Source organism: Candidatus Defluviibacterium haderslevense, from assembly GCA_016712225.1.
Lineage (GTDB): Bacteria > Bacteroidota > Bacteroidia > Chitinophagales > Saprospiraceae > Vicinibacter > Vicinibacter haderslevensis.
Genome location: JADJRL010000003.1, coordinates 3,084,831 through 3,109,948, shown reverse-complemented (window position 1 = coordinate 3,109,948; position 25,118 = coordinate 3,084,831). Strand labels below are relative to the sequence as shown.

General features: G+C 33.1%; 19 protein-coding genes. 7 read left to right on the top strand and 12 right to left on the bottom strand.

The features are described from left to right. Positions 1–4: 4 nt before the first annotated feature. The 3 genes from IPK88_12085 to IPK88_12075 form a co-directional block, all read right to left on the bottom strand. Positions 5–532 carry a YceI family protein gene (locus tag IPK88_12085; protein ID MBK8244157.1) on the bottom strand — a complete coding sequence of 176 codons (528 nt, stop codon included), beginning with the start codon at positions 530–532 and terminating at the stop codon, positions 5–7. A gap of 171 nt (positions 533–703) precedes the next feature. Further along, positions 704–1,759: a class III poly(R)-hydroxyalkanoic acid synthase subunit PhaC gene (phaC, locus tag IPK88_12080; GenBank protein ID MBK8244156.1), complete on the bottom strand. Its 1,056-nt coding sequence runs from the start codon at positions 1,757–1,759 to the stop codon at positions 704–706. Positions 1,760–1,828: 69 nt separating this feature from the next. Then, positions 1,829–3,157 carry a hypothetical protein gene (locus IPK88_12075; GenBank protein MBK8244155.1) on the bottom strand — a complete coding sequence of 443 codons (1,329 nt, stop codon included), beginning with the start codon at positions 3,155–3,157 and terminating at the stop codon, positions 1,829–1,831. 134 nt (positions 3,158–3,291) lie between these two features. Between IPK88_12075 and IPK88_12070 the strand changes: the two genes are divergently transcribed. From IPK88_12070 to IPK88_12050, 5 genes are all read left to right on the top strand, one after another. After that, positions 3,292–3,708, top strand: coding sequence for a MaoC family dehydratase (locus tag IPK88_12070; protein ID MBK8244154.1), 417 nt, complete (start codon positions 3,292–3,294; stop codon positions 3,706–3,708). Positions 3,709–4,006: 298 nt separating this feature from the next. Further along, positions 4,007–4,339, top strand: coding sequence for a hypothetical protein (locus IPK88_12065; GenBank protein ID MBK8244153.1), 333 nt, complete (start codon positions 4,007–4,009; stop codon positions 4,337–4,339). A gap of 227 nt (positions 4,340–4,566) precedes the next feature. After that, positions 4,567–5,808: a metallophosphoesterase gene (locus IPK88_12060; protein MBK8244152.1), complete on the top strand. Its 1,242-nt coding sequence runs from the start codon at positions 4,567–4,569 to the stop codon at positions 5,806–5,808. A 383-nt stretch (positions 5,809–6,191) separates the two neighbouring features. Then, complete coding sequence (locus IPK88_12055; GenBank protein MBK8244151.1) at positions 6,192–8,486, top strand: hypothetical protein; 2,295 nt, start codon at positions 6,192–6,194, stop codon at positions 8,484–8,486. Next, entirely contained in the window at positions 8,473–8,922 is a 450-nt protein-coding gene (locus IPK88_12050; GenBank protein MBK8244150.1) for a type I restriction enzyme HsdR N-terminal domain-containing protein, read from the top strand. Before IPK88_12055 ends, IPK88_12050 begins: the two co-directional genes overlap by 14 nt. A 139-nt stretch (positions 8,923–9,061) precedes the next feature. Here the strand turns inward: IPK88_12050 and IPK88_12045 are convergent, their stop codons facing one another. From IPK88_12045 to lpxD, 9 genes are all read right to left on the bottom strand, one after another. After that, positions 9,062–9,547: a hypothetical protein gene (locus IPK88_12045; protein ID MBK8244149.1), complete on the bottom strand. Its 486-nt coding sequence runs from the start codon at positions 9,545–9,547 to the stop codon at positions 9,062–9,064. Between the two features lie 144 nt (positions 9,548–9,691). Further along, a complete protein-coding gene (gene smc, locus IPK88_12040) occupies positions 9,692–13,246 on the bottom strand; it encodes a chromosome segregation protein SMC (GenBank protein MBK8244148.1) in 3,555 nt (1,184 codons plus the stop codon). Positions 13,247–13,406: 160 nt separating this feature from the next. Next, positions 13,407–14,750, bottom strand: coding sequence for an MATE family efflux transporter (locus IPK88_12035; GenBank protein MBK8244147.1), 1,344 nt, complete (start codon positions 14,748–14,750; stop codon positions 13,407–13,409). 71 nt (positions 14,751–14,821) lie between these two features. Further along, positions 14,822–15,742, bottom strand: coding sequence for a glycosyltransferase family 2 protein (locus IPK88_12030; GenBank protein MBK8244146.1), 921 nt, complete (start codon positions 15,740–15,742; stop codon positions 14,822–14,824). A 228-nt stretch (positions 15,743–15,970) separates the two neighbouring features. Further along, entirely contained in the window at positions 15,971–17,446 is a 1,476-nt protein-coding gene (locus IPK88_12025; protein MBK8244145.1) for a glycosyltransferase family 39 protein, read from the bottom strand. Between the two features lie 115 nt (positions 17,447–17,561). Continuing rightward, complete coding sequence (locus IPK88_12020) at positions 17,562–18,176, bottom strand: ABC transporter ATP-binding protein (GenBank protein MBK8244144.1); 615 nt, start codon at positions 18,174–18,176, stop codon at positions 17,562–17,564. Between the two features lie 5 nt (positions 18,177–18,181). Beyond that, positions 18,182–18,961 (bottom strand): acyl-ACP--UDP-N-acetylglucosamine O-acyltransferase, encoded by a 780-nt coding sequence (gene lpxA, locus IPK88_12015; protein ID MBK8244143.1) that lies wholly within the window; start codon positions 18,959–18,961, stop codon positions 18,182–18,184. Then, on the bottom strand, positions 18,958–20,349 hold the full coding sequence (locus IPK88_12010; protein ID MBK8244142.1) for a bifunctional UDP-3-O-[3-hydroxymyristoyl] N-acetylglucosamine deacetylase/3-hydroxyacyl-ACP dehydratase: 1,392 nt from the start codon (positions 20,347–20,349) through the stop codon (positions 18,958–18,960). Before IPK88_12010 ends, lpxA begins: the two co-directional genes overlap by 4 nt. Before the next feature lie 9 nt (positions 20,350–20,358). Then, positions 20,359–21,396 carry a UDP-3-O-(3-hydroxymyristoyl)glucosamine N-acyltransferase gene (lpxD, locus tag IPK88_12005; GenBank protein MBK8244141.1) on the bottom strand — a complete coding sequence of 346 codons (1,038 nt, stop codon included), beginning with the start codon at positions 21,394–21,396 and terminating at the stop codon, positions 20,359–20,361. 127 nt (positions 21,397–21,523) lie between these two features. On the opposite strand from lpxD, the gene IPK88_12000 reads away from it, so the two are divergent. Then, positions 21,524–23,425 (top strand): tetratricopeptide repeat protein, encoded by a 1,902-nt coding sequence (locus IPK88_12000; GenBank protein MBK8244140.1) that lies wholly within the window; start codon positions 21,524–21,526, stop codon positions 23,423–23,425. A gap of 30 nt (positions 23,426–23,455) precedes the next feature. Continuing rightward, on the top strand, positions 23,456–25,105 hold the full coding sequence (gene recN / locus IPK88_11995) for a DNA repair protein RecN (protein ID MBK8244139.1): 1,650 nt from the start codon (positions 23,456–23,458) through the stop codon (positions 25,103–25,105). Positions 25,106–25,118 lie beyond the last annotated feature (13 nt).

The window sequence follows — 25,118 nt, the reverse complement described above, 5'->3', positions numbered from 1 at the left end:
ATTATTATTTATTTTCTTGAGTATACCTCAAATTCAAACTAACTACATCAGATAAAGTCCAACTACTCTTACCAATTCCAAAATCCAATCGATTCAATACCAATGTAGCATTCAACACATCTTTATTAATACCACTGGATACTTTAACATTAAAGTTTACCTTTTTTGAAATGCCTTTAATATTAAGAGTTCCTGATACATTCAATTCATTTGAAGAAATCACATTTATATTACTAGAAATAAAAATGATCTCAGGAAATTCTAAAACATTAAAATATTCCTTTGATCGCAAGTGATTATCACGCATGGTTACTCCAGTATTTATACTTGATGCACGCAGTGTTCCATTGAATTTACTTTGTTGCGGATTGGCCTTATTGTAATACAAATCAAAGTTATATTGGGAAAAATATCCATTGGTATATAGACCTGCATTTTTAATTTTAAACTTAATAAAAGATGACTCACTTTGTCCAAAACCGGAATAACATATAACCAAAAAAAACAATCCTATATAAGTATTTCTTAACATCATTTTCATTTAGTATTTAACGTATTAAAATATTAGATTATTCTAATAAATTACAATTTGATCAAACTGATTTACTTGGGTTATAAAACCATGATAGACAAGTCAATTACTTCAGTGAATCGTTACTAAAATAATAGAATGAATTCCTTTATATTCTATAGAATCGATCCTTTATGATCGTTCAGATACCCATTGAGCTACTTTTGGGGCCAATTCCTTCTGTGATTTAGCACCTACAAAAACACCAATATGTCCACCTGGAAATGCATATAATTGTTTATCTTTAGATCCTGTCAAATGATCCATAATAGCAATTGTAGATTTATTTGGAATGATATTGTCTTCTGTTGCATATACATTCAAATAAGGCACAGTCATATTCTTAAGATTGACAACTTTACCGTCCAATTCGAAGGTTCCTTTTATAAGTTTATTATCTCGGAAAAAATCTTTAATGTATTTTCTATACATTTCCCCGCTTAGGTCAGGGCAATCATTCTTCCATTTCTCCATTCTTAAGAAATTGATCAGTTTATCCTGATCCTCCATCATATCCATTACACCAAAATATTTGGCTATGTCCATACTTGGTTTAAGCATTCCAAAGGCACTATTCATAACATCAGCCCTAATAATACCCTGCGTATCTACCATGGTATCTACATCAATATATTTAGACCATTTATACAGCATGTTACAATTGGTATCTGTAAAATCAAATGGAGCTACATAAGTTACCAAACTTTGTAATTTCTCTGGAAATATTGATGCGTAAACCATACTAAATAAACCACTTTGACATATACCCATTTTATTAATTTTTGGGACCTTATGTTTAGCTCTAATAAAATCAACAGCATCATTCATATAACCCAAAATATAATCTTCGATCGTTAAATAACGGTCTGCTCTGGTGGGATATCCCCAATCCATGATGTAAATATCAAGACCTTCATCGAGTAATTTTTTCATCAATGAACGATCTGGTTGTAGATCTAAGACATCATGTCTATTCATTAATGCAAAAGAAACCAATACAGGAATTTTACATGTAGCTGGTGTTTCTCTAATGTAGTGAAACATTTTCACTTTATCACATTGCCACACCAATTCTTTTGGTGTTGTGGCTACTTCAACAGCATCAATGTTTTTAAGTGTCTGATATACTTTTCTGAATTTATCATTGACCGTTATCATTTCATTAAAAACGCTATTTGAATTGATCATATATTTTGAATTAAATGGTTAATTTATTGGGTTTAAGAATTAAAGTTGAGCATCACCTTTAAATCCTATTTATTTTTTCCGTTTTGAAGGAGATTTAGAATTTGATTTACTGGCTTGAGGTTTTTTAATTTCCGATGGTGTAATCGGAGACTTTACCTCAACTTGAATTTGTTTTTCTTCCTTTTTAATTTCGTTATTTGGTGGAGTATTCTTTTCGGATAGTGCGCGTTCTAAATTTCTTACTGTCTTTTTTAATTCATAAATAGTTTTGTACACCTCATCCATTTCTGTTCGGGTGGCAACTGGCATATTAACAAAAAAAGTTTTTTCCATTTCGATATCAACGGCCGCTTTGATTCTTTGTTTCAGACTGCTGACTTCTGTCATAATCTTACTGTATTCATCACTTTCAAATAATTCTGTAAACACGGTATCTCCGGACATTAAATAGTACTGATACAATCCTACCATACTTTCAACCTTCTCTCCTTTTTGAACTTTTTCTGCAACATGTTTAGCTACACGTTCCATGGCTTGTGCACTTGCTTTGTAAGTCATCATTTGCATTTGAGTGCTTTTCAAATTATGCTCCACAGACATATCAATAATATCACTCCAAATCTTAGCCTTTTCAACAGAAGCGTTGCCTTGCATAAGTTTTGTCAATGGCAATATTTGTTCATTCATTGAATTTCTCCAAGTATTATACATATCCCAGATATGCGTTGCATTTGGCATTCCTGAACCAGACATATTGGGCATTTTAAAATTTAAACCATTGGAAGGATTCAGATTCATTTCACTCATTTGCTTCATTCCTTGTAGAAATCCTTGACTCATTTGATCCATAAGTTTTTTTGCCTCGTCCGGTAAAAATTTAAAACTACTATCAATAAAACTTTTGAATTTTTCAGCATCAAACATTCTTGCAAAATGATCCATCGAAAATGTATTATTTTGAATGCTTTTTATCATTGGACTCCACAATTCAAAAAATTTACCAAAACTCTCCTTTAAACTACCCATTCCTTTAAAAGACTCGGCGGAAGTCATATTTTGGAACTGTTTATACCAATCCTGATCCTGGATATTCATAGCATCAAAATACTGTTTAGTAAATGTTCCCCACTGGTTCAAACCCTCCTTCATTTTAGATGATAAGTCTCCCATATGGGATAATGGATGTTGGTCCATCAGAGAATGGTATGGATTCCCTTTCATTAGATTAGTCCAGGAAGAAAAATCGCTGTTGGTCCAATCTTGCCATTTATTGATCCAATCATCTGTATTAGACTTAGGCTGACCTTCTTTGGTTTCATTATTGTTAAACATTTTTTTACTCCATTCCATCTGGTTATCAAACCATTGTTGAAAAAAATTTGAATTATTACTATCCATTAAAAATATTTTATTTGAAAAAATTGACATGAAATGATTGAATTCAGGCGAATTCAACAAAAATTTATATTTTGTGGCGCAAATATACGACAAAAGGAAAAAAAAGACCCATTTACTGATAAAATAAGCTTATCATGATTCAGTTAGGAGACCAATTCAAGCATCAATTCAAATTTACCCAGGAACAAGTAAATCTATTTGCCCAAGTTACCGGTGATATCAATCCATTACACATTGATCCCATAGCAGGTGCCCAGAGCCCATTTGGTCGCAATATAATTCACGGCTTTTTAGGAGGCAGTGTATTTACTAAGATATTTGGTGCCCTTTGGAAGGCAGATGGTCATATTTATATGAAACAAACCATGCAATGGCTCAAACCCATGTTTGTCGATATTGATTATGAAGCCATAATTACAGTAAAAGAAATATTTCCTGAAAAGAACCGTATTCTCTACGATTGTGCTATTTTTGACGTCCGGAACGGTGAAAAAACCTTTACCGGTGAGGCCTTACTAATGAACAAAAAAGAATACATTTGGAATCATTAACCTTATATTAAGTAACTAATTATACTACTTCTAGACAACCTACGTTCTTTTATTTATTAATTATAACAAAAAAACTTATTAGTACATATTTAATTTTGGTCTATTGTATTACTCAACACATTAAACATTAATCAAAAATCAAATAATTTGTTAATAGAAAATAGATTTTAACCTAATTTTAATGATAACCAATTTAAGTATTTTGATATATAATAGAGATCCTAGTAACTTTGCTGTATTATTGGTATTTTGGATCTTTCAACGGAAACATTTTTTTTAATCACATAAATTTAATTCAATGAAAAAGTTTTTTTTATTATTAAGCGCTTTTTGTTTTTTTGCTGCAGTTCAAGCACAAACTCCAGCAGCTACTACAGCTCCTGCGACAACTACTAAAGCGACAACTACTAAAGCGACAACTGCAACACCTGCAGATAAAGAAGTTGCTAAACCAGTTGAACACGTTTGTACTGCTGCTTGCAAAACAGGAACTCACGTATACGCTCATGGAGAAAAAGGTCATGCATGTACATCAGCATGTGCTGCTCCAAAAACAACAAAAAAAGCAGTAAAACCAACAACTAAACCTGTTGTAACTGACTCTAAAGCTGCTGCGCCTAAAGCTAAGTAATTTCAATCCAATTTTTAATCTTAATACGGTTTGTTTCAAATCGTATTAAGATTTTTTTTTGCCCTAATTTTCAAAAAAGATAAAGATTTATAGATCTTCAATTTCAATCTTATATATTTAAAATAAATTCTTTAAGATCTATTTAAATTATTTTTGCTTCCACAAAATTGAACCTTAAACACCTAAAATTAGTTTATCGTATATTCCTACACTAATACAAGGTTCATATGATTTTTTTCTTCCTACTTATTATTGTTTTAATACTTATAGATGTTTATGCCTTGCAAGGAATTAAGGTTCTTACAACCAGTTTAAATAACTCATCCTGGGCGCTATTTATCCAGTACTCATATTGGTTTATTACTTGGGGAAGTTTTATTATCTTGTTATATGGAATGTACCAATTTCGCCAAACGCATTCAATGAGTGCTATATCGAAGTGGGCATTAAACATGTTTGTCACCCTTTTTGTAACGAAAATATTTTTCATTATTATATTATTTTCTGAAGACCTCTTTAGATTAATCCAGGGCACAGTATCACAATTTTCTTCTACAAATCATTCCGATTCACCATTTTTACCATCAAGAAGATTATTCTTTAGTCAAGTTGCTTTAGGGATTGCCAGTGTGCCATTTGTAGCTTTTTTATATGGCGTCACCAAAGGTAAATACAATTATAAAGTTCACAGACAAATTTTATATTTCGACAATTTGCCGGAAACATTTGAAGGATTTACCATTACACAAATATCAGACATTCATTCGGGTAGTTTTGATGATATAGAAAGTGTAAAAAAAGGTGTTGAATTGGCAAAGGGACAACAATCTGATTTATTTGTTTTCACAGGCGATCTAGTCAACAATGTAGCAACAGAAATCGAGCCTTATCTTGATCTTTTTTCTAAAATTGAAGCACCACATGGAAAGTATTCTATCCTAGGAAATCATGATTATGGAGATTACATCTCTTGGCCCAATGATGCTGAAAAAGTAGCTAATTTGAATTTATTAAAAAAACAACATTCTAAAATGGGTTTTTCACTCTTGTTGGATGAACATATTACAATTGAAAAAAATGGTGAGAAGATCTATTTACTTGGTGTAGAAAACTGGGGAGTTGGCTTCGGCAAAAGAGGAAATTTGGAAAAATCATTAAACGGACTCAATGCTACAGATTTTAAAATTTTATTGTCACATGATCCTTCACATTGGGAGCAGGAAGTAAAGCAACATCCCAACAAAATCAATTTAACTTTATCCGGACATACTCACGGCGCCCAAATGGGAGTTGAAATTCCAGGATTCAAATGGAGTCCAGTACAATTCAGATATGCGCATTGGGCTGGTTTAAAAACAGAATTTGAACGATCTATATACATTAATCGTGGATTTGGATTTCTTGCTTTTGCAGGTCGGGTTGGAATCTGGCCAGAAATTACGGTTTTAGAATTAAAGAGAACCGCTTAAAATATTTTTTGTACTGTTTAAAATTAAAAAACCAATCTCTTTTGACTTAGTAAGTTTCCTCATGATGAATCAATTCAACAATATCTCTTCGAATTTAATTTGAATTTCTAATTACTGTATGGTAGGCATTTTTCAAGATATCTACAAATTCAGCCAAAAATGTGTTCTTACTCCGAAAGTTAAAAGGGACTCATAGTAAATACAATAGAATAAATGGGAAAGATTGAATTCAAAACAGGTATAAAACTGCACTTTTCAAGGAAAAGGCCTCAAAAGATCAGTTAACCATAAATAATTCCCCAAAAGAAATAAAAATTTTATTAAAATAACATACATATATAAAATATTTATATATATTTGTATCTTTAATATGACCTTTGCCGATGCGTCAAGATCTATTTCTTTATTTATACCCTATGCCAGATGATGTGGCTCAGTCCATGTTGATTTCAGAAACGGAGTCTCATATCCACATCAGACCACTCAATGCTAATGCAAAAAAAATATGGCTGCACAATAAACTTATCCGAAATCTTATAACCTCCAGAAAAACACTGATACTTGTAGATAGTGCAGAAGATGTAACATTAATTAAAGAACTCTTAGATCAATTCAATATTAACCATTTAAGTCTGTTTTTTAAGCATTCTCGTTCAGAAATTGAAAAACACTTAATCGAATTTTCCCCTAAAACGATTGCCGGTAAACTCGATATTGACCCTACTCATGAAATTCTTGATCAAATTGCCATTCAATATCATCACTTAGCTAAAATTTATGAAAATATCTATCATAAAACCAATCCATCTCATGAAAACTACATAGAGCAACTGTGTCGATGGATTAAACTTAATACCACCCAAATCAACTTTCGCTTATTTTCAAATGAATTGATCAGCCACCATCAATATTTGCGATTAAAAAAAGGTATCGAATCTGCAACTTCCATTCATCAAGGAAATTTACCGTTGAATCATCCTTTAAATCATCTCAATGACAAATTATTTGAACTCTTTTTACCAGAAGAAGCCTGGACTTACATTACCCATTTTATAGATTCATGGATTAAAACCGGAGAAGCCATTTTATCTCATTTAGAATTATTTTTAGATGAATGGACATTGAGTACTTTAAGTCATATTCAAGATCATTTGTTACCACTATATGATACATTGGTCCAAATTAAAATAAATCAAAAAGTTAAATATGACGCAGCTTTAAAAATAAAATATGATTATACTTTAACAAAATTTAAAAATAAAATTCTGGAATTCATCCCTCAACAACATCAACTTGCTGATTTATCATGGATGCAAACCATAGAAGAATTAAACTTATCCCAAATTCAACAAATCATTTATCAACATACGCTTTCATTACAACTAAACATTAATCCAAGTCAACTACTTTCTCAAACTCATAAGAGATCGTTTGAATTGATCTTATCCGAGGTAAATGACTGGCTGAAAGACATCAATAATATTTCGATACTTTTACAGCCTATTGCACTGAAGAGTACAACGATCCACGAGTATATAAAAGATATCAAATTTACAATTTCTAATGCAAAAGAAATATTAAATTCAAAAACTTACTTTGAAGTCTATTTTAATTGGAAGCAGCACTATCAGTCTTTTAATGAAATTGAAAAAAATATTCTAGATCAATTACGACAAACACCCTATTCTTCATGGGGACTTCAACTGGATCTTTTTTATTACAATCAAGGTATAAGTTCTAGCTTTATTCATGATTCTATATACCTCAATGATCATACAAATCGAATAAAAGAACATATCAAAAAATTTAAAAATCATTTACCAACTTATATACAATCTTTATATGAACAAAAACAATTTGAGGCTATACAAACTCTAACACAATCGAATCCAAATTTATATGAATCGGTTAAAAATAATCGAGTCAATTCAAGTTCATTACAAGAATATTATCATTCCTTACCAACGCTTGCCACACTCTTTCCAATTATTATTTTAGAACATCAACATCAGGAATATTTCCCACAACTTAATCATGTAGGTTGGGATGAAGTTTGGAACTTAAGTCATAAAGAAGACGAACTTTATGAACAAAAATTAGAAAAATCCAGCTACCATTATATTACCATAAATGAAGGATTGTCTGCTAAAGCACATTTCAATATCGCAATCAGTCAAGCACCTCCGATCAAATTAAAAAACCTATTGACAGAATTGCATCCTTCTGAAATGAATAAACACATTTTTGCACTGTCAAGTTTTATATTATCTAATGTTAATCACATCAGAATCTGGATTAATTCTAACCAACTATGTTTAAGTTTTTTGCCAAAACAAATGGAATCCATTATTCTACCTCTGACCGGTTTAGATTGGAATCTAATGCATATGGATGGCCATAACTCAATAGAGAAATTTAGTGAATTACTTATGCATAAAGGCACTCACAAATCCATTTGGATCATTGATCAATTGTTGGTTCACCATAACTTGTCTTTGCAGCAAATAGAATGGCAATGGCATCTGATTAAATGCCTCGAATATGCCGGATTTGAAATCATCCATTTTGACAGTCATCTATTTATGCAATATAAAAATTATTGGCCTCGCAACACCAACTCCTTATTCCGGTCCACTTCAAAACTATTCCATGAAATAAAAATACATGAACGGGCTTAACATTGATTTCAACAAATTTATCCCAGTATTAAAGAGAAATAGTCAACAACAAATATTTGATCCCATTCGGCGTAAATGGATACATGAAAATCCGGAAGAAATCGTCAGACAAGTTTTTATTTTATACCTCAATCAAGAGTTAAATTATAGTCTGGCCCGAATTGCAGTAGAAAAACAACTGATCTATAATCAAATGAAACGCAGATTTGATTTAGTGGTTTATAACAAATCTGCTGAACCACATATCCTTATCGAATGTAAAGCTCCTATGGTCGATTTTGGTCAATCTACCTTTGATCAGGCTGCAAGATATAACATGATTCTAAAAGCGCCCTATCTATGCATTACCAATGGGCTCTATACCTATGCAGCAGCTATTCGATTTGAAACACAAAGTTTTGACTTTATTACCGCATTACCGGAATATCCTTTCTGACTAAAAGTTAATAATATTTAAGCGAAAGTCATGCCTGAATCTCTTTTAGCAAAGTTATCACGTCAATTATGTAATTTAACTTTAAACATTAGGGAAAAAATTTCACTCACTGTTGTTTAAGATTGTGTTATAGCGTAATTTAATTAATTTTGAGATCTCCATGTCCTTTATACAAACAACTGTCATTTCGTTCAAAAAAATAATATATTCTTACTATTTTATCTGATGCCGAAACAACATCTTTTACATTTATTAAAACAGAATTATTATAGATAGAGTCTAATGATCTAATAATTTTCAAATTCTTATTAACAATCCTAAAGCTAAATCGCACATCAGATTCTTTTGAATAGTTAAATATTATTGATGAATTTGTTGGATTTGGAAATGCTGGAGAAATTTGAATATTTGAGTATTTTTCAAACCCTTTTGTCAAATTTTGAAATTGTGGAAATAAATTTTCTTCACATATTAACCAATTTGTATCATTAACCCAATCAGTTGAGTCATATAATCCAGTTTGTATTCCTAAGATGTCAGTTGATGTGTAATCAGAAAACACAGGAAAAAATGATGTGTTTCCACATATTTGATTACCTGAATCATCCACTCTACACTTAAACATGCAAATAATTAAAACAACTACTACACATATACGATTTTTTATCATTTTATAGTTTCTTGAGATATCTATAACACTTTATAGTAACCAATTAACAATTCCTATTAAATTAATCCAATAAGTATTTTGTTTTGCTTTTGATACGAATTAATTCTCCATTCCAGAAAGTACGACATCATGTTCATACTTCCTAAAATCCACAGCAGCCACATTAGAAATACCCTGCTGTTCCATGTAAACACCATACAATACATCTACTTCAGCCATGGTTAATTTATTATGAGTAATGATAATAAATTGAGAGTCAGAAGAAAATTTACGGATAATGGTGTTGAATTTTTCAATATTAATATCATCCAGCGGTGCATCTACTTCATCAAAAATACAAAATGGTGCCGGCTTTAATAAGTACAATGAAAACAATAGTGCAATCGCAGTCAAAGTCTTCTCCCCTCCAGATAATTGGTGGATGGATTTTGGTCGTTTACCCTTAGGCTTGGCCACAATATCAATATCACATTCTAAAGGATCATTCTCATCCAACAAGATTAAATCACAATCATCATCACTTGTAAATAAAGATCTGAAAACATCTTGAAAATGAACCCTGACCTGATTAAATGCCATTAAGAAATTAGCTGTCGCAGTTTCTTCAATTTCTTTAATGGTTTCTAATAAACTAACTTGAGCAGTTTGTATATCGAGACGTTGTTCTTGAATTTTATCAAACCGCGTCTTCATTTCTTCATAGGCTTCTAATGCCAATGGATTTATTTCACCATAATTGTCAAGTCGTACTTTATAATACATCGCACGATCTCTCAATTGCTCTTCCTCCATGCCTTCAGTCTCCTGATCAGGAACAAAATCATCAATATTGGTATTAAATTCAATCATGGCTTTCTCATAACTAGATTGAATTCTATAATTGAATTCTGAGCGCTGATCCTTTAGTGAATTCGTCATAGACTGAATATCACTGATGTTTCTTTGAGCTGTACGAATTTTACCTTCGTATTCAGAAATAGTATTTCGTATGGTATAATATTCTTGTTCCAAACTGGAAAGGTCTGCCTCCATATTTTTCTTGAATTCAAATCGATCTTCAAGATTTTTTTTCAACTCCATTAAATCCAAATCCAATTGTACCAATTCCGATTCCTGATTATTTAAATTTTTTAAATCATGATCCAATTGACGACTTGATTCATCAATCTGTCTGGTTTTGTATTCCAGATCTTTGGTTATATTATCCAGTGTGTTTTGCCACTTCATAACTTCCAATTTAGATTGATTAAATGCGGCTGCACTTTGGGACAATTCAAGTGATACTTTATCAAATACTTGATCAGATTGACTAATACTATTTATTAATTCTTGATAGGATGATTTCGCTTTAGACAAATCAATGGACTTTTCTTCCTGATTTTTTCTTAGTGTAATTTGCTTTTCAGTATTATCCTGAATCCTTAATTCAATTCGTTCCTTTAATTCATTAAAGTGTTGTTGTTTCGTAGAAATCTGAGCTAATCGTTGTAAATATTCTGACTCCTGCTTACGAGCAGCAACCAGTTCCTGTTGCTTATTAATGAGATCAAATTTCTTTTGTTCATTCTTTAAATAGGTCAATGCCCTATCCATATCCAACACTTCAGATTCTAAAACCTTAATATCTTGTTCTAATTTTTCAAGGTGCTTCTTACGACCCAATTTTTTGCCTTCGAACAAGCCAACCGAACCTCCTGAAATTGTGTTTTTTTGTTTAACTATGGATCCGCTTAAACTAATGACAGAAACTTCATCCGGGAATTTTATTACGTCTTCTAATTGACTATCGTGTTCCTGAATATAAACATCCTTGAGCAGGTAATTCAACAAAGGTTTATAAATCGAATCGACCTCAATTAAAGAATAAGCTGAAATACATCCGGGAATAACGACAGGTTCAGTTATTTCATTTTTAAACTTGTCGAGAATAAAGAAGTTCGCTTTTCCTTTTGCATTGCTAAACAACAGTCTGATCGCATGAACCGCTTCTGATTCAGAATGCACTACGTAATAATTGAGTGTAGATTCCAAGTACAGCTCTATCGCCGATCTATATTTCTCATCTGTATAAATCAGATCTGTTAATACAGGGACATCTTTCCGCCAATTCTGATTCAAAAAACGAATGGATTCCGGGAAACCCTCCATTTTTTCAACCATTGATTTTAATAATTCATATTCGTTTTTCTTAGCGTCTTTACGTCTGTTGATTTCACCAATTTTTTGGGTCTGCGTATCAATTTGAGAACGCAAGGTAACTAAGGTAGCTTGTCGCTCTTCCTCAGCTTTAGAAATGTCTGCTATGACAACTTGTATATCCTGAATACGTTTATTTGAATCGTCAATTTCTTGCTGTATGGATTTAAACTCATTGGTTCTTTGCTCCAATTCATCCTTATTTCTGTTGGTGTCAGCATCAAAATTTTCATATTGATTAAGTTGGATGGCGATCTCTTTTTCAAGATCGAATACTTGTTTTTCCAATTGTTGCTTTTGGGCATAATATTGGTCAACTCCAATTTTCAATCCATCATACCTCGATTGAATTTCAGTATATTCGAGTCCTAATCCGGAAGAATATGCATTTACTTTATCTACTTCAAGTGTTGTTTTTGCAATTTCTGTCTCAATCAGAAGGATATCTTGTTTTAAAACTTCAATTTTTGATTTAGCATCCATTGAAGATTTTAAAACATGTTCTTGCTGATTTTTGATGAGCAATTTTTTCTGTTCTTTGATTTGGATCTCGCTTTCTGTTAAGCGAATACTATCTAATATTTCATTAACCTTTCTTTGGAAATCTCCCAGGTTTTTTTCCTGATCGAGGTGAGATTTTTTAAACTTCTCATGATCCGCTTCAGATTGGTGTAATAATACTTCCTGATCCTGTACTTTAATTATTTCTGCTTCAATCTGGGTATTTAGACCTTGGATTTTTTCTTTTAATCGTTGTACTGAAATATGTGCTAATAACAACCCAGTAGATTTGTACTTGTCACGCATCTCGAAATACTTCTTCGTGCGCTTGGCTTGCTTCTCTAATTCGACTAAATTATTATTAATTTCAAATAATAGATCTTCAATTCTAGCTAAATCTTCATTGGTAGCCTTTAGCTTATTAATGGATTCCCGCTTTCTTGCTTTGTATTTTGATATCCCTGCTGCTTGCTCAAACATCTTCCGTCTGGCATTTTCCTTATTGGATAAAATATCCTCAACCATCCCAAGAGCGATAATGGCATACGAATCAGACCCCACACCAGTATCTAGAAATAAGGATGTGATATCTTTCAACCTGCAGGTAACATTATTTAGCCTGTATTCACTTTCTCCGCTTCTGTACAATAACCTTGAAATAGAGATATTGTGATAATCCAGAGGCAAGAGATTTTTTGTATTTTCAAAAGTCAGGGTTACCTGAGCAAGTGGAGCTTCTTTTCGTTTTTTAGTACCATTAAATATAACATCAACCATGTGCTCCAGACGCAACTCACGGCCTTTTTGTTCACCCAAAACCCAACGAATGGCATCTACTATATTGGATTTACCGGAACCATTAGGTCCAACAATACCCGTTACAGCTTCATTGAAATGAATTACTGTATCGTCAGCAAAACTTTTAAATCCTTTAATTTCGAGGTTTTTCAATCTCATAAGGGTGCAAAAATAGAGAAAAGATTTATATAAAAAATCTAAATATAAGAATATACTTCAATGGTGACTCATTGATAATCAATCATATATAAATATAATTACTATTTTAATAAGCTAATATCAGCTACTTATCCCCTATTAGAAAAAATATCAGGATCGATTAAAATTTTATAAAATACCACTTTCCTGACTTCAAAACCCACCATGAAAGGGAACATTGGATACCCCAATAGACGATTTCAGAACCCCAAGCCCAACTCAAGCCCATACTTTCAGGATATCTAATGGCTATATAAGTGATCCCTAAGTAAAAGATAGAACTGAGCACCTGAATGTTTAATCCCTTGATGGTTTCCCCGGTTCCAATTACGGCATTAAAAAAAATGGTTGAAACCGAATACATCAGCAATATGATGTAGAGTAATCTAAAATAGGGAATTGTAGCATTAAATATCATAACATCTTCACCTCCTAAAAAAGGATACAGGATGTGGTGAGAAAAAATCAAAAAAGGAAATGTCAATATAGCCGATGTTATGAATGAAATAAAAGATGAATGGTACACCTGTTTAAGAACCCGCTGTTCTTTACCCCGCCCGATTGTTTTACTTACCATAGTATTAATAGCTGCCGCAAATCCCCAACACGGTATTGAAAAAATCAAATAAACGACTCTTAGCAAATTTGAAATTGCCAATGCCCGCTCTCCAAGTTTTTCGATAAAACTAAAGAATACAAACCAACTTCCAATAGCAATAACGGATTGTATAAGAATGGGGATGCTGACACTATATATGGTTTTAATCCAAGAGAATTCGATGTGAGGAATTTTTAATAATTCGAATTGTTTTAATTCTTTGTCAAATAACATATACACTACAAAAAAAACAAACGCCGCAATTTCTGCCAATGCGCTGGCAAGACCTGCCCCAGCTATTCCCATTTCTGGTAAACCGAAATGTCCATAGACTAATGCATAACATAAGATTAAATTCATAAGTCCAAGGAAAACAGTATCCAGTAAAATAATCTTAGGCTTACTGATTCCCATGTATAATGAAACCAAGGCTAAGCCAACATACGAAAACATGATACCATAAATTCTATAATGCAGGAATGCCAAAGACTTTGCTAAAATGACTTCAGAATCTAGAAATAAACGTAAAATGGGTTCACTAAAAAATCTTAATATAAAAAACATCAGAAGACCAATCACGAATTCAAAAAATACAATTGCGTAAAAATACTTTTTGACAAAATCATTGGACCGCTCTCCATATTTTCTAGCAATTAAAATCTGACCGCCTTTCGCAAATCCATAAGAAATTGCAGCTATAACCAAATAAAAGACACTAACAAAACCAACTGCCGCAAAATCATTTTCGTCATATCGATACAAAAACAAACTGTCTGTCAATGCTATGACATTCTGTCCAGCACTACCCAACATAATGGGGACCGAAAGCAAAAGCAGGCGTTTAGCATTATGAAAAAATTCCCTCACGATTCGATAGACACTTTGTGGTATAAAGATAAACCATCATGTCCAATTGCAAAGTAATATTTTAGTCTGGATCAATTCTGATCTTTGACGATATATAATGGTCTTTTTCTAATGTTATTACCCATTCGACTGATGTATTCCCCAATGATTCCAATTGAAATTAATTGCACTCCCCCTAGGAATAAAACACAAATCATAATGGAAGCCCATCCCGGTACAAAATGCTTGGATACTAGACGAGAATACAACGCATAGAGAATTAAAAGAAAAGAAAAAAATGAAACTACAAAACCTAAATAACTGGCAACTTTCAATGGAAAATTGGAAAATGATGTAATCCCATCTAATGCAAATTTAATCATCTTAGAATAGGTGTACCCTGTAGTTCCTGAAAGTCTTTCATCCCTATCATATTCTACATACGTTTGATTAAATCCAATCCAACTAATCTGTCCTCTTAAAAATTTATCTTGTTCAGGCATGGACTTAAGCACGTCAACCACTTTTTTATGCATAATTCTAAAATCACCTGTATCCAACGGAATAGAAATATGTGTAATGCTGGTAAGTATTCGATAAAATAATTTGGCAGTTACTTTTTTTAAAAAATGTTCCCCTTTCCTGGATCTTCTTCTGGCATAGACTACCTCAAAACCTTCCTTCATCTTCTCATACATCTCTGGAATCAATTCCGGAGGATCTTGGAGATCAGCATCTATAATCACAACATACTCTGAATGTACTGCATCTATACCTGCAGTCACAGCAATTTGATGACCAAAATTTCTACTAAAATCTATATATCTTACATTTATATCATGTTCAGCCAATTGCTTGATGACTTGGATGGATTGATCTTGACTGCCGTCATTGACAAACAATAATTCATGCTCCAATTCAATACCATTCAATACTTTTTTCAATCGCTCATAAAGTACCTGAATATTGGTTTCTTCATTGTAGATGGGAATAATAACGGATATTTTACTCATAAATTATAATCATTACACAAATATAATATTAAAATGACAAACTTTAGATATGCTATTTAATGGTGCATTAAATTTAAAGAATATCCCAAATTCAAAATTATTCATTTAATTATATTCATTAAACGAAAATCCACATCTACTCCTCAATTAAGTCTACCAAAATAATTATGTCTGTGAAAAATAATTCAATTCATTCAGATAAAAATGAATAAAATATTTTAATACTCTTCAACATTTTAGATCTATTATTTTATACTTTTTTATTGTTTTATTCTCACTTATCAATTCATAAATATAATATTGTTCAATATATTGCTTTACATTGGATTGACTTGCAATAATTAAATCCCCTTTTTCTAAAAATACCCAATCCTTAAATCCTATATTTTGCCCTAAATCATTCAATTGATTTAAATAAAACAATATATGGGCATGATACCCATCATAACAAATATTATAAGCTCGGGTCTCTTCTAATTTATTAAGTGCGTGCTTTAAATAATAACTCAATTGATAGAATTCATCGTCCCAAGGATATTCTTTAGGTAAATAAACTTTGTCCACCATTTTAGTATATGGTACAAAAGACAAACTAAAAAGAAAGAGAAAACTCATCACCGGAAATAAAAAAATGGTTTTAAGTTTGGGTTCAATCAACAAATAATAAAATATTCCAAATATGCCCATAGCTATGAGCATGGCTAAAAACGGAAAAAGAGGAATTTCATACCACTCTAATTTAGTTTTAGAAATAGAAATAATTAACCAATAGGATAAACTTATAAGAGCTGAAAAATAGGTTAATTTCCTAAATAGAATATTCCTAAAGCTAATCCCAATAATAAATCCAATAGGAACTAACCAAATCCATTCTTTAAAGTGATGTTTTAATAACATATTATAATAGAAAAGAAATTCCCCTGTGTGTTCCTCCACAGTATTCATATATCTTCCACCCAATTCATTTTCCCATACTGCATTTAAATATCCAGGATTGTACATTTCTCGTAATAAATAGTATGCACCAATAGTAAACACAAAAAGAGCAATTCCCTTATATACATTTAGATCTTTGAATATAAAAAACTTTTTATCAATTAAAGTATATATGAACAAGGCTGGTAAGAATAATAATCCCTGAATACTCTTTGTCATTACGGCCAATATCAAAGCTATAAAAAAGAATATTAAATTACGTTTATTTTTTTGCTCCAGATATAAAAAATAGGACAGCGAATATACGACCAGAAACAAACACAATAATGAATCATAATCACCCGTTCTAGTACCATGAACGTTGATAAATCCATAAGATGTCACTAAGACTATACATGTAATCAATCCGAACCAAAAGTTTTTTAGATATCGTTTTGCAAAATAAGATAAGAAAAGTACGAGTAAAAACGCAGCAATAGCAGATGGCAACCTCATGGCTAACTCTGAATAACCAAATATTTTTGAACAAAGGACTTGCATCCAAATCATCAGTGGCGGTTTGGTATTCCACATATCAGGCTTACCTTCAAAATATGGAATTAACCAATTGTTGTTTTTAAGCATTTCATAGGCATTGATGCTTAATCTCGATTCATCCCAAATCCTTATGGGTAAAATATCTAAATGTATAAAGATTGGAAAAGAACAAAATAAACTTAAAATGAAAAGCTTAAAGGCAATTACAAGAATTTCACGTTTTACCTTCATTTGAAATGGTAACGCAAAATCTACAATTAAATTACAAAGAAAAATAATTTTCGAAATGGAACAGCCTAAGCCAAATTAGAAAGAAAGTTTAAACTTTAGAGGAAATTTAATAGCACTAAGTATTCAATTGGATCACTTCGTCCACTAAATCAAAATCAGCCGCATCGTTAGAAGCAATAATGATCAATCGATTCTTTCGAAATTTTAACAATAATTCCTGATACCATTGTTGGGCGAAGGTATCTAGATTAGATCTTGGTTCGTCTAGAAAAATAACCTCACTTTGTGTTAAAATAGCCAAACACAATTTAAGGCGTTGTTTCATTCCTGAAGACAAACTTTTGATGGTAGAATGTTTGTTGGGTTGCAAATAACAGAGATCTAGAAATTGCGTGGCATCCATATTATCATAGAATGATTTACACTTTAAGTGAAAGTCAAGAAGTTCAGTAATGGTTAAATATTCAAATAGGTCGGCATAGGGTGCTGCAATATTTAAATAGTGAAACCATTCTTGCTCTGATAAAACTTGTTCTTGATGAATCCATTTAATTTTACCTTGGGTAGGAACTAAAAGTCCAGACATCATTGATATCAGTGTGGTCTTCCCTGATCCGTTCTGACCACTTATTCCATATATAGTACTGGAACTACATTGTAAATTCATATTCTTAATAATCCAACGATTGGTTACAAATCGCTTGGAAAGATGTTCTATGTGGATGTTCATATCAATTATCTGCGGTGGCCCTTCATAATTCCTCGGGAAGAATTGCGGACAAACTCTAGAATTTGACGGCGTTCTTCAGAATCGGGAAGTTCGGCTTCAATCATTTTAATACCAATGCTGATATTTCTATTTTTAATAAACAGGTATCTATAGATATCGTGGATTCGATCTAATTGTTCTTTAGAAAATCCCCTACGTCGCAATCCAATGGTGTTTACGCCTTCATAAGTTAGTGGTTCTCGGGCAGCTTTGGCAAAAGGCGGTATATCTTTCATAACCAAAGATCCACCTCCAACCATGACATGAGGTCCGATTTTAACAAACTGATGTACGGCAGTCAAGCCTCCCAAAATAGCGTAATCGTGGATGTCAATGTGTCCGGCAAGTGTAACATTATTGGCCAAAATAACATGGTTTCCAACGAAACAATCATGAGCTACGTGCACATAAGCCATCAATAAGCTGTGTGAACCAACTTTTGTGGTCATTGATGCTTTGGTACCCCTATTTAAGGTACAATACTCTCTGATTATGGTGTGATCCCCTATTTCTAGCAAACTGGCCTCTCCATTAAACTTCAAATCCTGAGGCACCGCGCCTAAAACAGCACCCGGGAATATCTTACAATTATTTCCAATGCGAGTGCCATTCATTATTGAAACATAGGGTCCAATCCAACAATTTTCTCCAATAATTACATCGGATTGAATGGTGGCGAATGGTTCCACTATGGTACCATGACCTATTTTTGCTTCGGGACTAATATTTGATTGACTGAAATTCATGCATCTCTTTTGACAATTTGGGCCGTTAAATCAGCCTCACAAACCAGTTTACTTCCTACATAAGCCGTGCCAATCATTTGAACCAGTCCACGTCGGATTGGCGAAGCTAATTCCATTTTTAATATTAATGTATCTCCCGGTACAACTTTTTGTCTAAATTTCGCAATATCGACCTTAAGGAAGTATGTATCCCATAGATGTGGCTCGTCTTGCTGAGCTAAGGCAAAAACACCTCCGGTCTGAGCTAAGGCCTCTAATAGTAACATTCCGGGAAAAACAGGATTGCCAGGAAAATGTCCTTGAAATATGCTTTCATTCATGGTGACATTTTTAACACCAACGACAAATTTGTTATTGATTTCAATAATTTTATCAACCAATAAAAATGGATATCTATGAGGGAGCATTTGTTGAATCTGGGTCGAATTATAAAGCGGAGCTTTATCCGGATCATATAGTGGTATGCCCTTCAACTTGCGTTGATCCAACATCTTCTTTTTTAAAAATTTAGCGAATTCAACATTCGATTTATGACCTGACTTCTTAGTAACGATCTTACCGAGTATGGGTTTACCTAAAAGTGTTAAATCACCCAATACATCCAATAATTTATGGCGAGCCGGCTCATTCGAGAAGTGTAAAGTAAGGGTATTCAAGACACCTTCCCGTTCCACCTTGACCGAAGGTTTATTTAATTTTTTCGCCAACTGATCTAAATCATCCTGGCTCATTAATCGATCTACGATAACTATAGCATTATCCAAATTTCCCCCTTTAATGAGGTTTTGCTCCATTAATTTTTCCAATTCATGAAGAAAAACAAAGGTTCTGCATGGGGCAATTTGTTGAGCATAATCTTTTATATTGTCCAAGGATGCAAACTGCTGACCAAGATTTTTTGAATTAAAATCAATCATGGTTGTCAGTTCGAATTGGTCTGAGGGCATCGCCAAATATTCAGCTCCAGTGTCAGGATCTTGAAATGACATGGTTTCTGAAATTACAAAATAGTCCTTTTCAAAGGGTTGTTCTATGATACCACATTCCTGTAGAGCTTCAACGAACTGGATAGCACTTCCATCAAGAATTGGAATTTCTGGACCATCTAGTTCAATAAGCACATTATCTATTCCAAGCCCGGTTAAAGCGGATAACGTGTGTTCTACAGTCCATACCTGAGCCACTCCATCTTGTAATGTTGTTCCCCTGTTGGTCGCAATAACCTTGGAAACATCCGCAGGTATATAGGGCTGATCCGGCAAATCCATTCGCCTGAATTTAATCCCATGATTTTCAATTGCAGGGCGAAAAGTCATTACAACTTTAGCACCGGTATGCAAACCGACTCCTGCTATTTGGATATCTTTTTGAATGGTTTTCTGATTCATATGGTTTCATCAGGTTTTTTTGCTTGCTTCAAGTAAAGCCTCAAGTTCTTTTACTTTTAATACAAGATCGGGTAATTTCTTAAACGCTGCATAGGCTCGAAGGTACGAATAATAATCAATTGCAGGAGACCCATACCATTTGCCATTTTCTTGCTTAAGTGAACTTGCAATTCCGCTTTGGGCTTGAATCATGGTTCCATCTGCTACCTGCAAATGTCCTGCGATACCAACCTGACCACCAATCATGCATCGATTCCCGATTTTAGCACTTCCCGCTATTCCGGCTTGTGCTGCAATGACAGTATGTTCACCGATCTGAACATTATGTGCAATTTGAATTAAATTATCTAATTTGCTCCCGCGACCGATTAATGTGGAGCCCATAGTTCCTCTATCAATGGTGGTATTAGCCCCTATTTCAACATCATCTTTTAACTCAACATTACCAACCTGGGCTATCTTTTGATAATTACCATATGGATCGGGCGAAAAACCAAAACCATCACTACCTATAATTGCATTAGCATGGATGACACAACGGTCGCCAATAACGCAATCTCTATAAATTCGAACTCCAGGATAAATTACCGTGTGAGCCCCTATTTTAACATTTGGTCCAATGTACACTTGAGGATGAATAATCGTAGATTCTCCAACTAGGACATCATTTTCCAGAACGGTGAAAGCTCCAATGGATGCTTTCTGTCCCAACTGCGCTGTTGAATGAATGATTGACTGTGGATGTATACCAGAGGTAGTTTCTTTAGACTCATCGAATAAAGACAATAAATGACTTACCGTTAAATACACATTTTCAACCCTTAATAAAGCAGGAGTTATTTTAGATTTGGGAACAAAATGTTGGTCTACGATAACTACAGACGCTTTCGTTTCGTATAAAAAATGTTCATATTTAAGATTAGCTAAAAAGCAAATACTTCCCGGAACCCCTTCTTCAATTTTACTTGGTTGGGTCAATATCATAGTAGGATCCCCTTCCAATACGCCATTGACCATAATAGCCAATTCGCCAGCTGATATCTTCATGAAGCAAAAGTACAAGATTTGCTTCAAATTCCTTAACATTGCACCTACTATTCATGTGTTTTAATGCGGATTGAATTCAAAAATCAAATGCAGTAATTGATGTAAATTTGCTAAATATTCATGCTTTATGAGCAAAAAAAGACAAAACCTACCCGTTAAGCCGATAATTAGTAAACCCATCCATAAAGAAGTCCCAACTTCCTCTAAAGATAGATATTATATACTCTTCATACTTTTTATTAGTTTTTTGGTGTTGTCTCCTTCCATAAAAAATGAATTTGTGAATTGGGATGATGACCGTAATGTTTATGAGAACCCTTATGTCTCTGAATTAAACAAAAACAATGTCAAAGCCATATTTACGCATGACGTTATTGGAAATTATAACCCTTTAACCATATTGACATTCGCTATAGAAAAACACTTTACTAAAGAGTTCAAACCTCATGTTATGCATTTCAACAATCTTTTGTTGCATTTGCTTTGTGTTTTTTTGGTCTTTTATATATTTAGATCGCTAGGTCTGACCTTGCTGTTTGCATCATTAGGGGCATTACTCTTTGGAATTCATCCAATGCGGGTTGAATCTGTAGCATGGATTACGGAACGTAAAGACGTTTTGTTCGCCAGTTTTTTTCTGAGTGCCTTGTACCTGTATATCAAAAACTTAGATCAACAAAAATCTTCAAGGACGTTTTGGATTTTTATATTATTTGTTTTAGGACTTTTTGCAAAAATTCAAATGGTAGCGCTGCCTTTGTCCATGCTGGCCGTAGACTACTGGAAAAACAGACCACTAGGGTGGAATTTAATTACAGAAAAATGGTTCTATTTTATAGGTGCATTGTGTTTTGGACTTTTAGGAATATATATGTTAGACAAGCAAGGATCTCTTGAATCTGCAGCAGTCCATTCAGGAATATTGAGGCTATTTATTGGATCTTTTAGCTTCATTGTCTATCTCATAAAATGGGTTTTTCCTTACGAATTATTACCCTTATATCCTTATCCGGAGAACATAACTGTTTGGCATTATTTATCATTACCGGTAGCTTTAGCAATACTTTATATTAGTTATTGGGCCTTTAAAAAAAATTACAGGGCATTTGTTTTTGGAATGGCCTTTTTTCTGTTCAATATTGTTTTTCTGTTGCAAATTTTAGGAGCAGGACAGGGATATATAGCTGATCGGTTTACCTATATAGCCTATATTGGATTGTTTTTTATATGCTGTTACTATGTACAACAATATGTTGAAACGCATGCAACTCAAAAATCGATGGTGCTAACAGGATTTGGGTGCTATCTCGCCATTTTTGGAATCATGAGTTATAAACAATGTGGAATTTGGAAGGATAGCGGTACACTTTGGACTCGGGTTATTGAATTCTATGACAACACACCACTCCCATTTAATAATAGGGCCAATCATCTTAGAGACTTAAAACAATATGATGCTGCACTTAAAGATTATTCTAGAGCCATTGAATTAAAAGCTGGACATGCAACGTATAATAGTCGTGCCAAATTATTTTTTATTCGCAATGAAGATCAGAAAGCGATTTTGGATTACAATAAAGCCATAGAAATGAATCCTATGGCAGAATATTATGTCAACCGAGGTGCAGCAAATGCAAAATTAGGAAATTTACCCAATGCACTATCTGACTTAACGAAAGGATTAGAATTAGATCCTACTTGGAAAGTAGGATATTTAAATCGATCCATAGTTTATAACCAACAAGGTCAATACGATCTGGCACTCGGAGATTTAGATAAATATTTGAAATATGATCCTAAGAATGCAGATATCTGGTATGAAGGAGGAAGATGTCATAGAGCATTGAACAATCCAACTAAAGCCATAGAATATTATAGCCGCGCCATTCAATTCAATCCAAATTCAGGTTTGTATTATTTGGAAAGAGGAAAAACATATATAGCTCTTGGTCAACAAGCTGCTGGCAAAACGGACTTGACTAAAGCTCAACAACTTGGCGAAAAAGTTGATTTTAATTTATTACAATAATATAAAAATTATAACACCGGATCAACATTCATGTTAACACAACTCCACATAAAAAATTACGCCATTATAGATACATTGGACATCCAATGGCCACCAGATTTTATTGCTATCACCGGTGAGACCGGAGCCGGAAAATCTATAATGATTGGTGCTTTACAATTCGTATTGGGAGCGAGAACAGATGCAAAGGTGTTGCGTAATGCAGAAGAAAAATGTGTTGTAGAAGTTTGTTTTGACATTCCACTAAGCTTGCAGGAAAAAATTACTGCCAGCATTGATATCGATGATCCTAAACAAATTATCATTCGACGGGAAATTTTACCCAATGGGAAATCTAGAACTTTTATTAATGATACACCCGCATTAGTAACTGACATAAATCAAATAGCTCCCATGTTGATTTCCATTCATCAACAATTTGATCATTTAGATATTATTGATCCTATATTTCAATTAAATTCATTGGATGCATTTGCAGAATTGCAAACGGAAGTAAAAAAGTATCAAACTCAATTTAAACAATACGAACAATTAAAACGCAATAAAAAAGAACTTCAGGAACTGCATATCAAGGCACAACAAGAGCAAGATTTTTTGCAATTTCAATGGGAAGAATTACAACAAATAGATCTTAAAGAAAATGAATTCGGTACTCTTGAAGAAGAACTTAAAATAGCTTCCAAGTCCGAAGAAATTCTTAATCAAACCAACCATGCTTCGACCATCTTAAATAATGAAAAAGGCGTAATAGATTCTGTACAGGATATTTTACAATTATTAAGATCCGTTCGAATAAATCCCATTGTAAATACCTTGTACGATAGACTGGAACTGATTCAAACTGAAATAAAAGATATAGCATTAGAATTAGAATCTATATCCGAACACATTGATACCGATCCAAAGAAATTACTTGCCCTTCAACAACGATTTGATCTGATCATCCGTTTGATGAAAAAACATCGGGTTCAGTCCGATCACGAACTCATTCAATTTAAACATGAGATAGAATCCAAACTCAATTCCATTTCTCATGGTGAAGATCAAATCAATCAATTGGATGTTGAAATTAAAGCAATACACCAAGAACTAAAGTCACAAGCTTTAAATATTTCTAAGACTAGAAAACAAAAATCCTTAGAATTGGTAAAGCGAACTTCTCCATTATTAAGATTACTCGGAATGGAATTTGCCCAATTTGATATTAAATTTGAAGAGACAACGGAACTCAATCAATTAGGTATAGATGCTATCGAATTTCAATTTACATCTAATAAAGGTAGTTCACCAAAAGCTTTAAAAAATCAAGCTTCAGGAGGTGAGATCTCTAGACTTAATTTGGTCATTAAATCTTTGGTTGCCCAAAAAGCAGAATTACCTACTATGATTTTTGACGAGATAGATACCGGAGTATCTGGACAAGTTGCTTTACAAATGGGAAATATTTTAAGAGACATGTCAGTACATCATCAGGTCATAACGATTACCCATTCTCCACAAGTTGCATCCAGAGCCAAGCACCATTTCTTTGTTTACAAAGACTCCACTTCAAAACTCACAAATACCAAATTAAAAAAATTAGAAGCTGACGAACGATATGTGGAGATAGCCAAAATGCTAAGTGGTGATCCGCCGAGTTCGGCAGCATTAATCAATGCTAAAGAACTTATTCAATTATAAAAGAAATTATTTT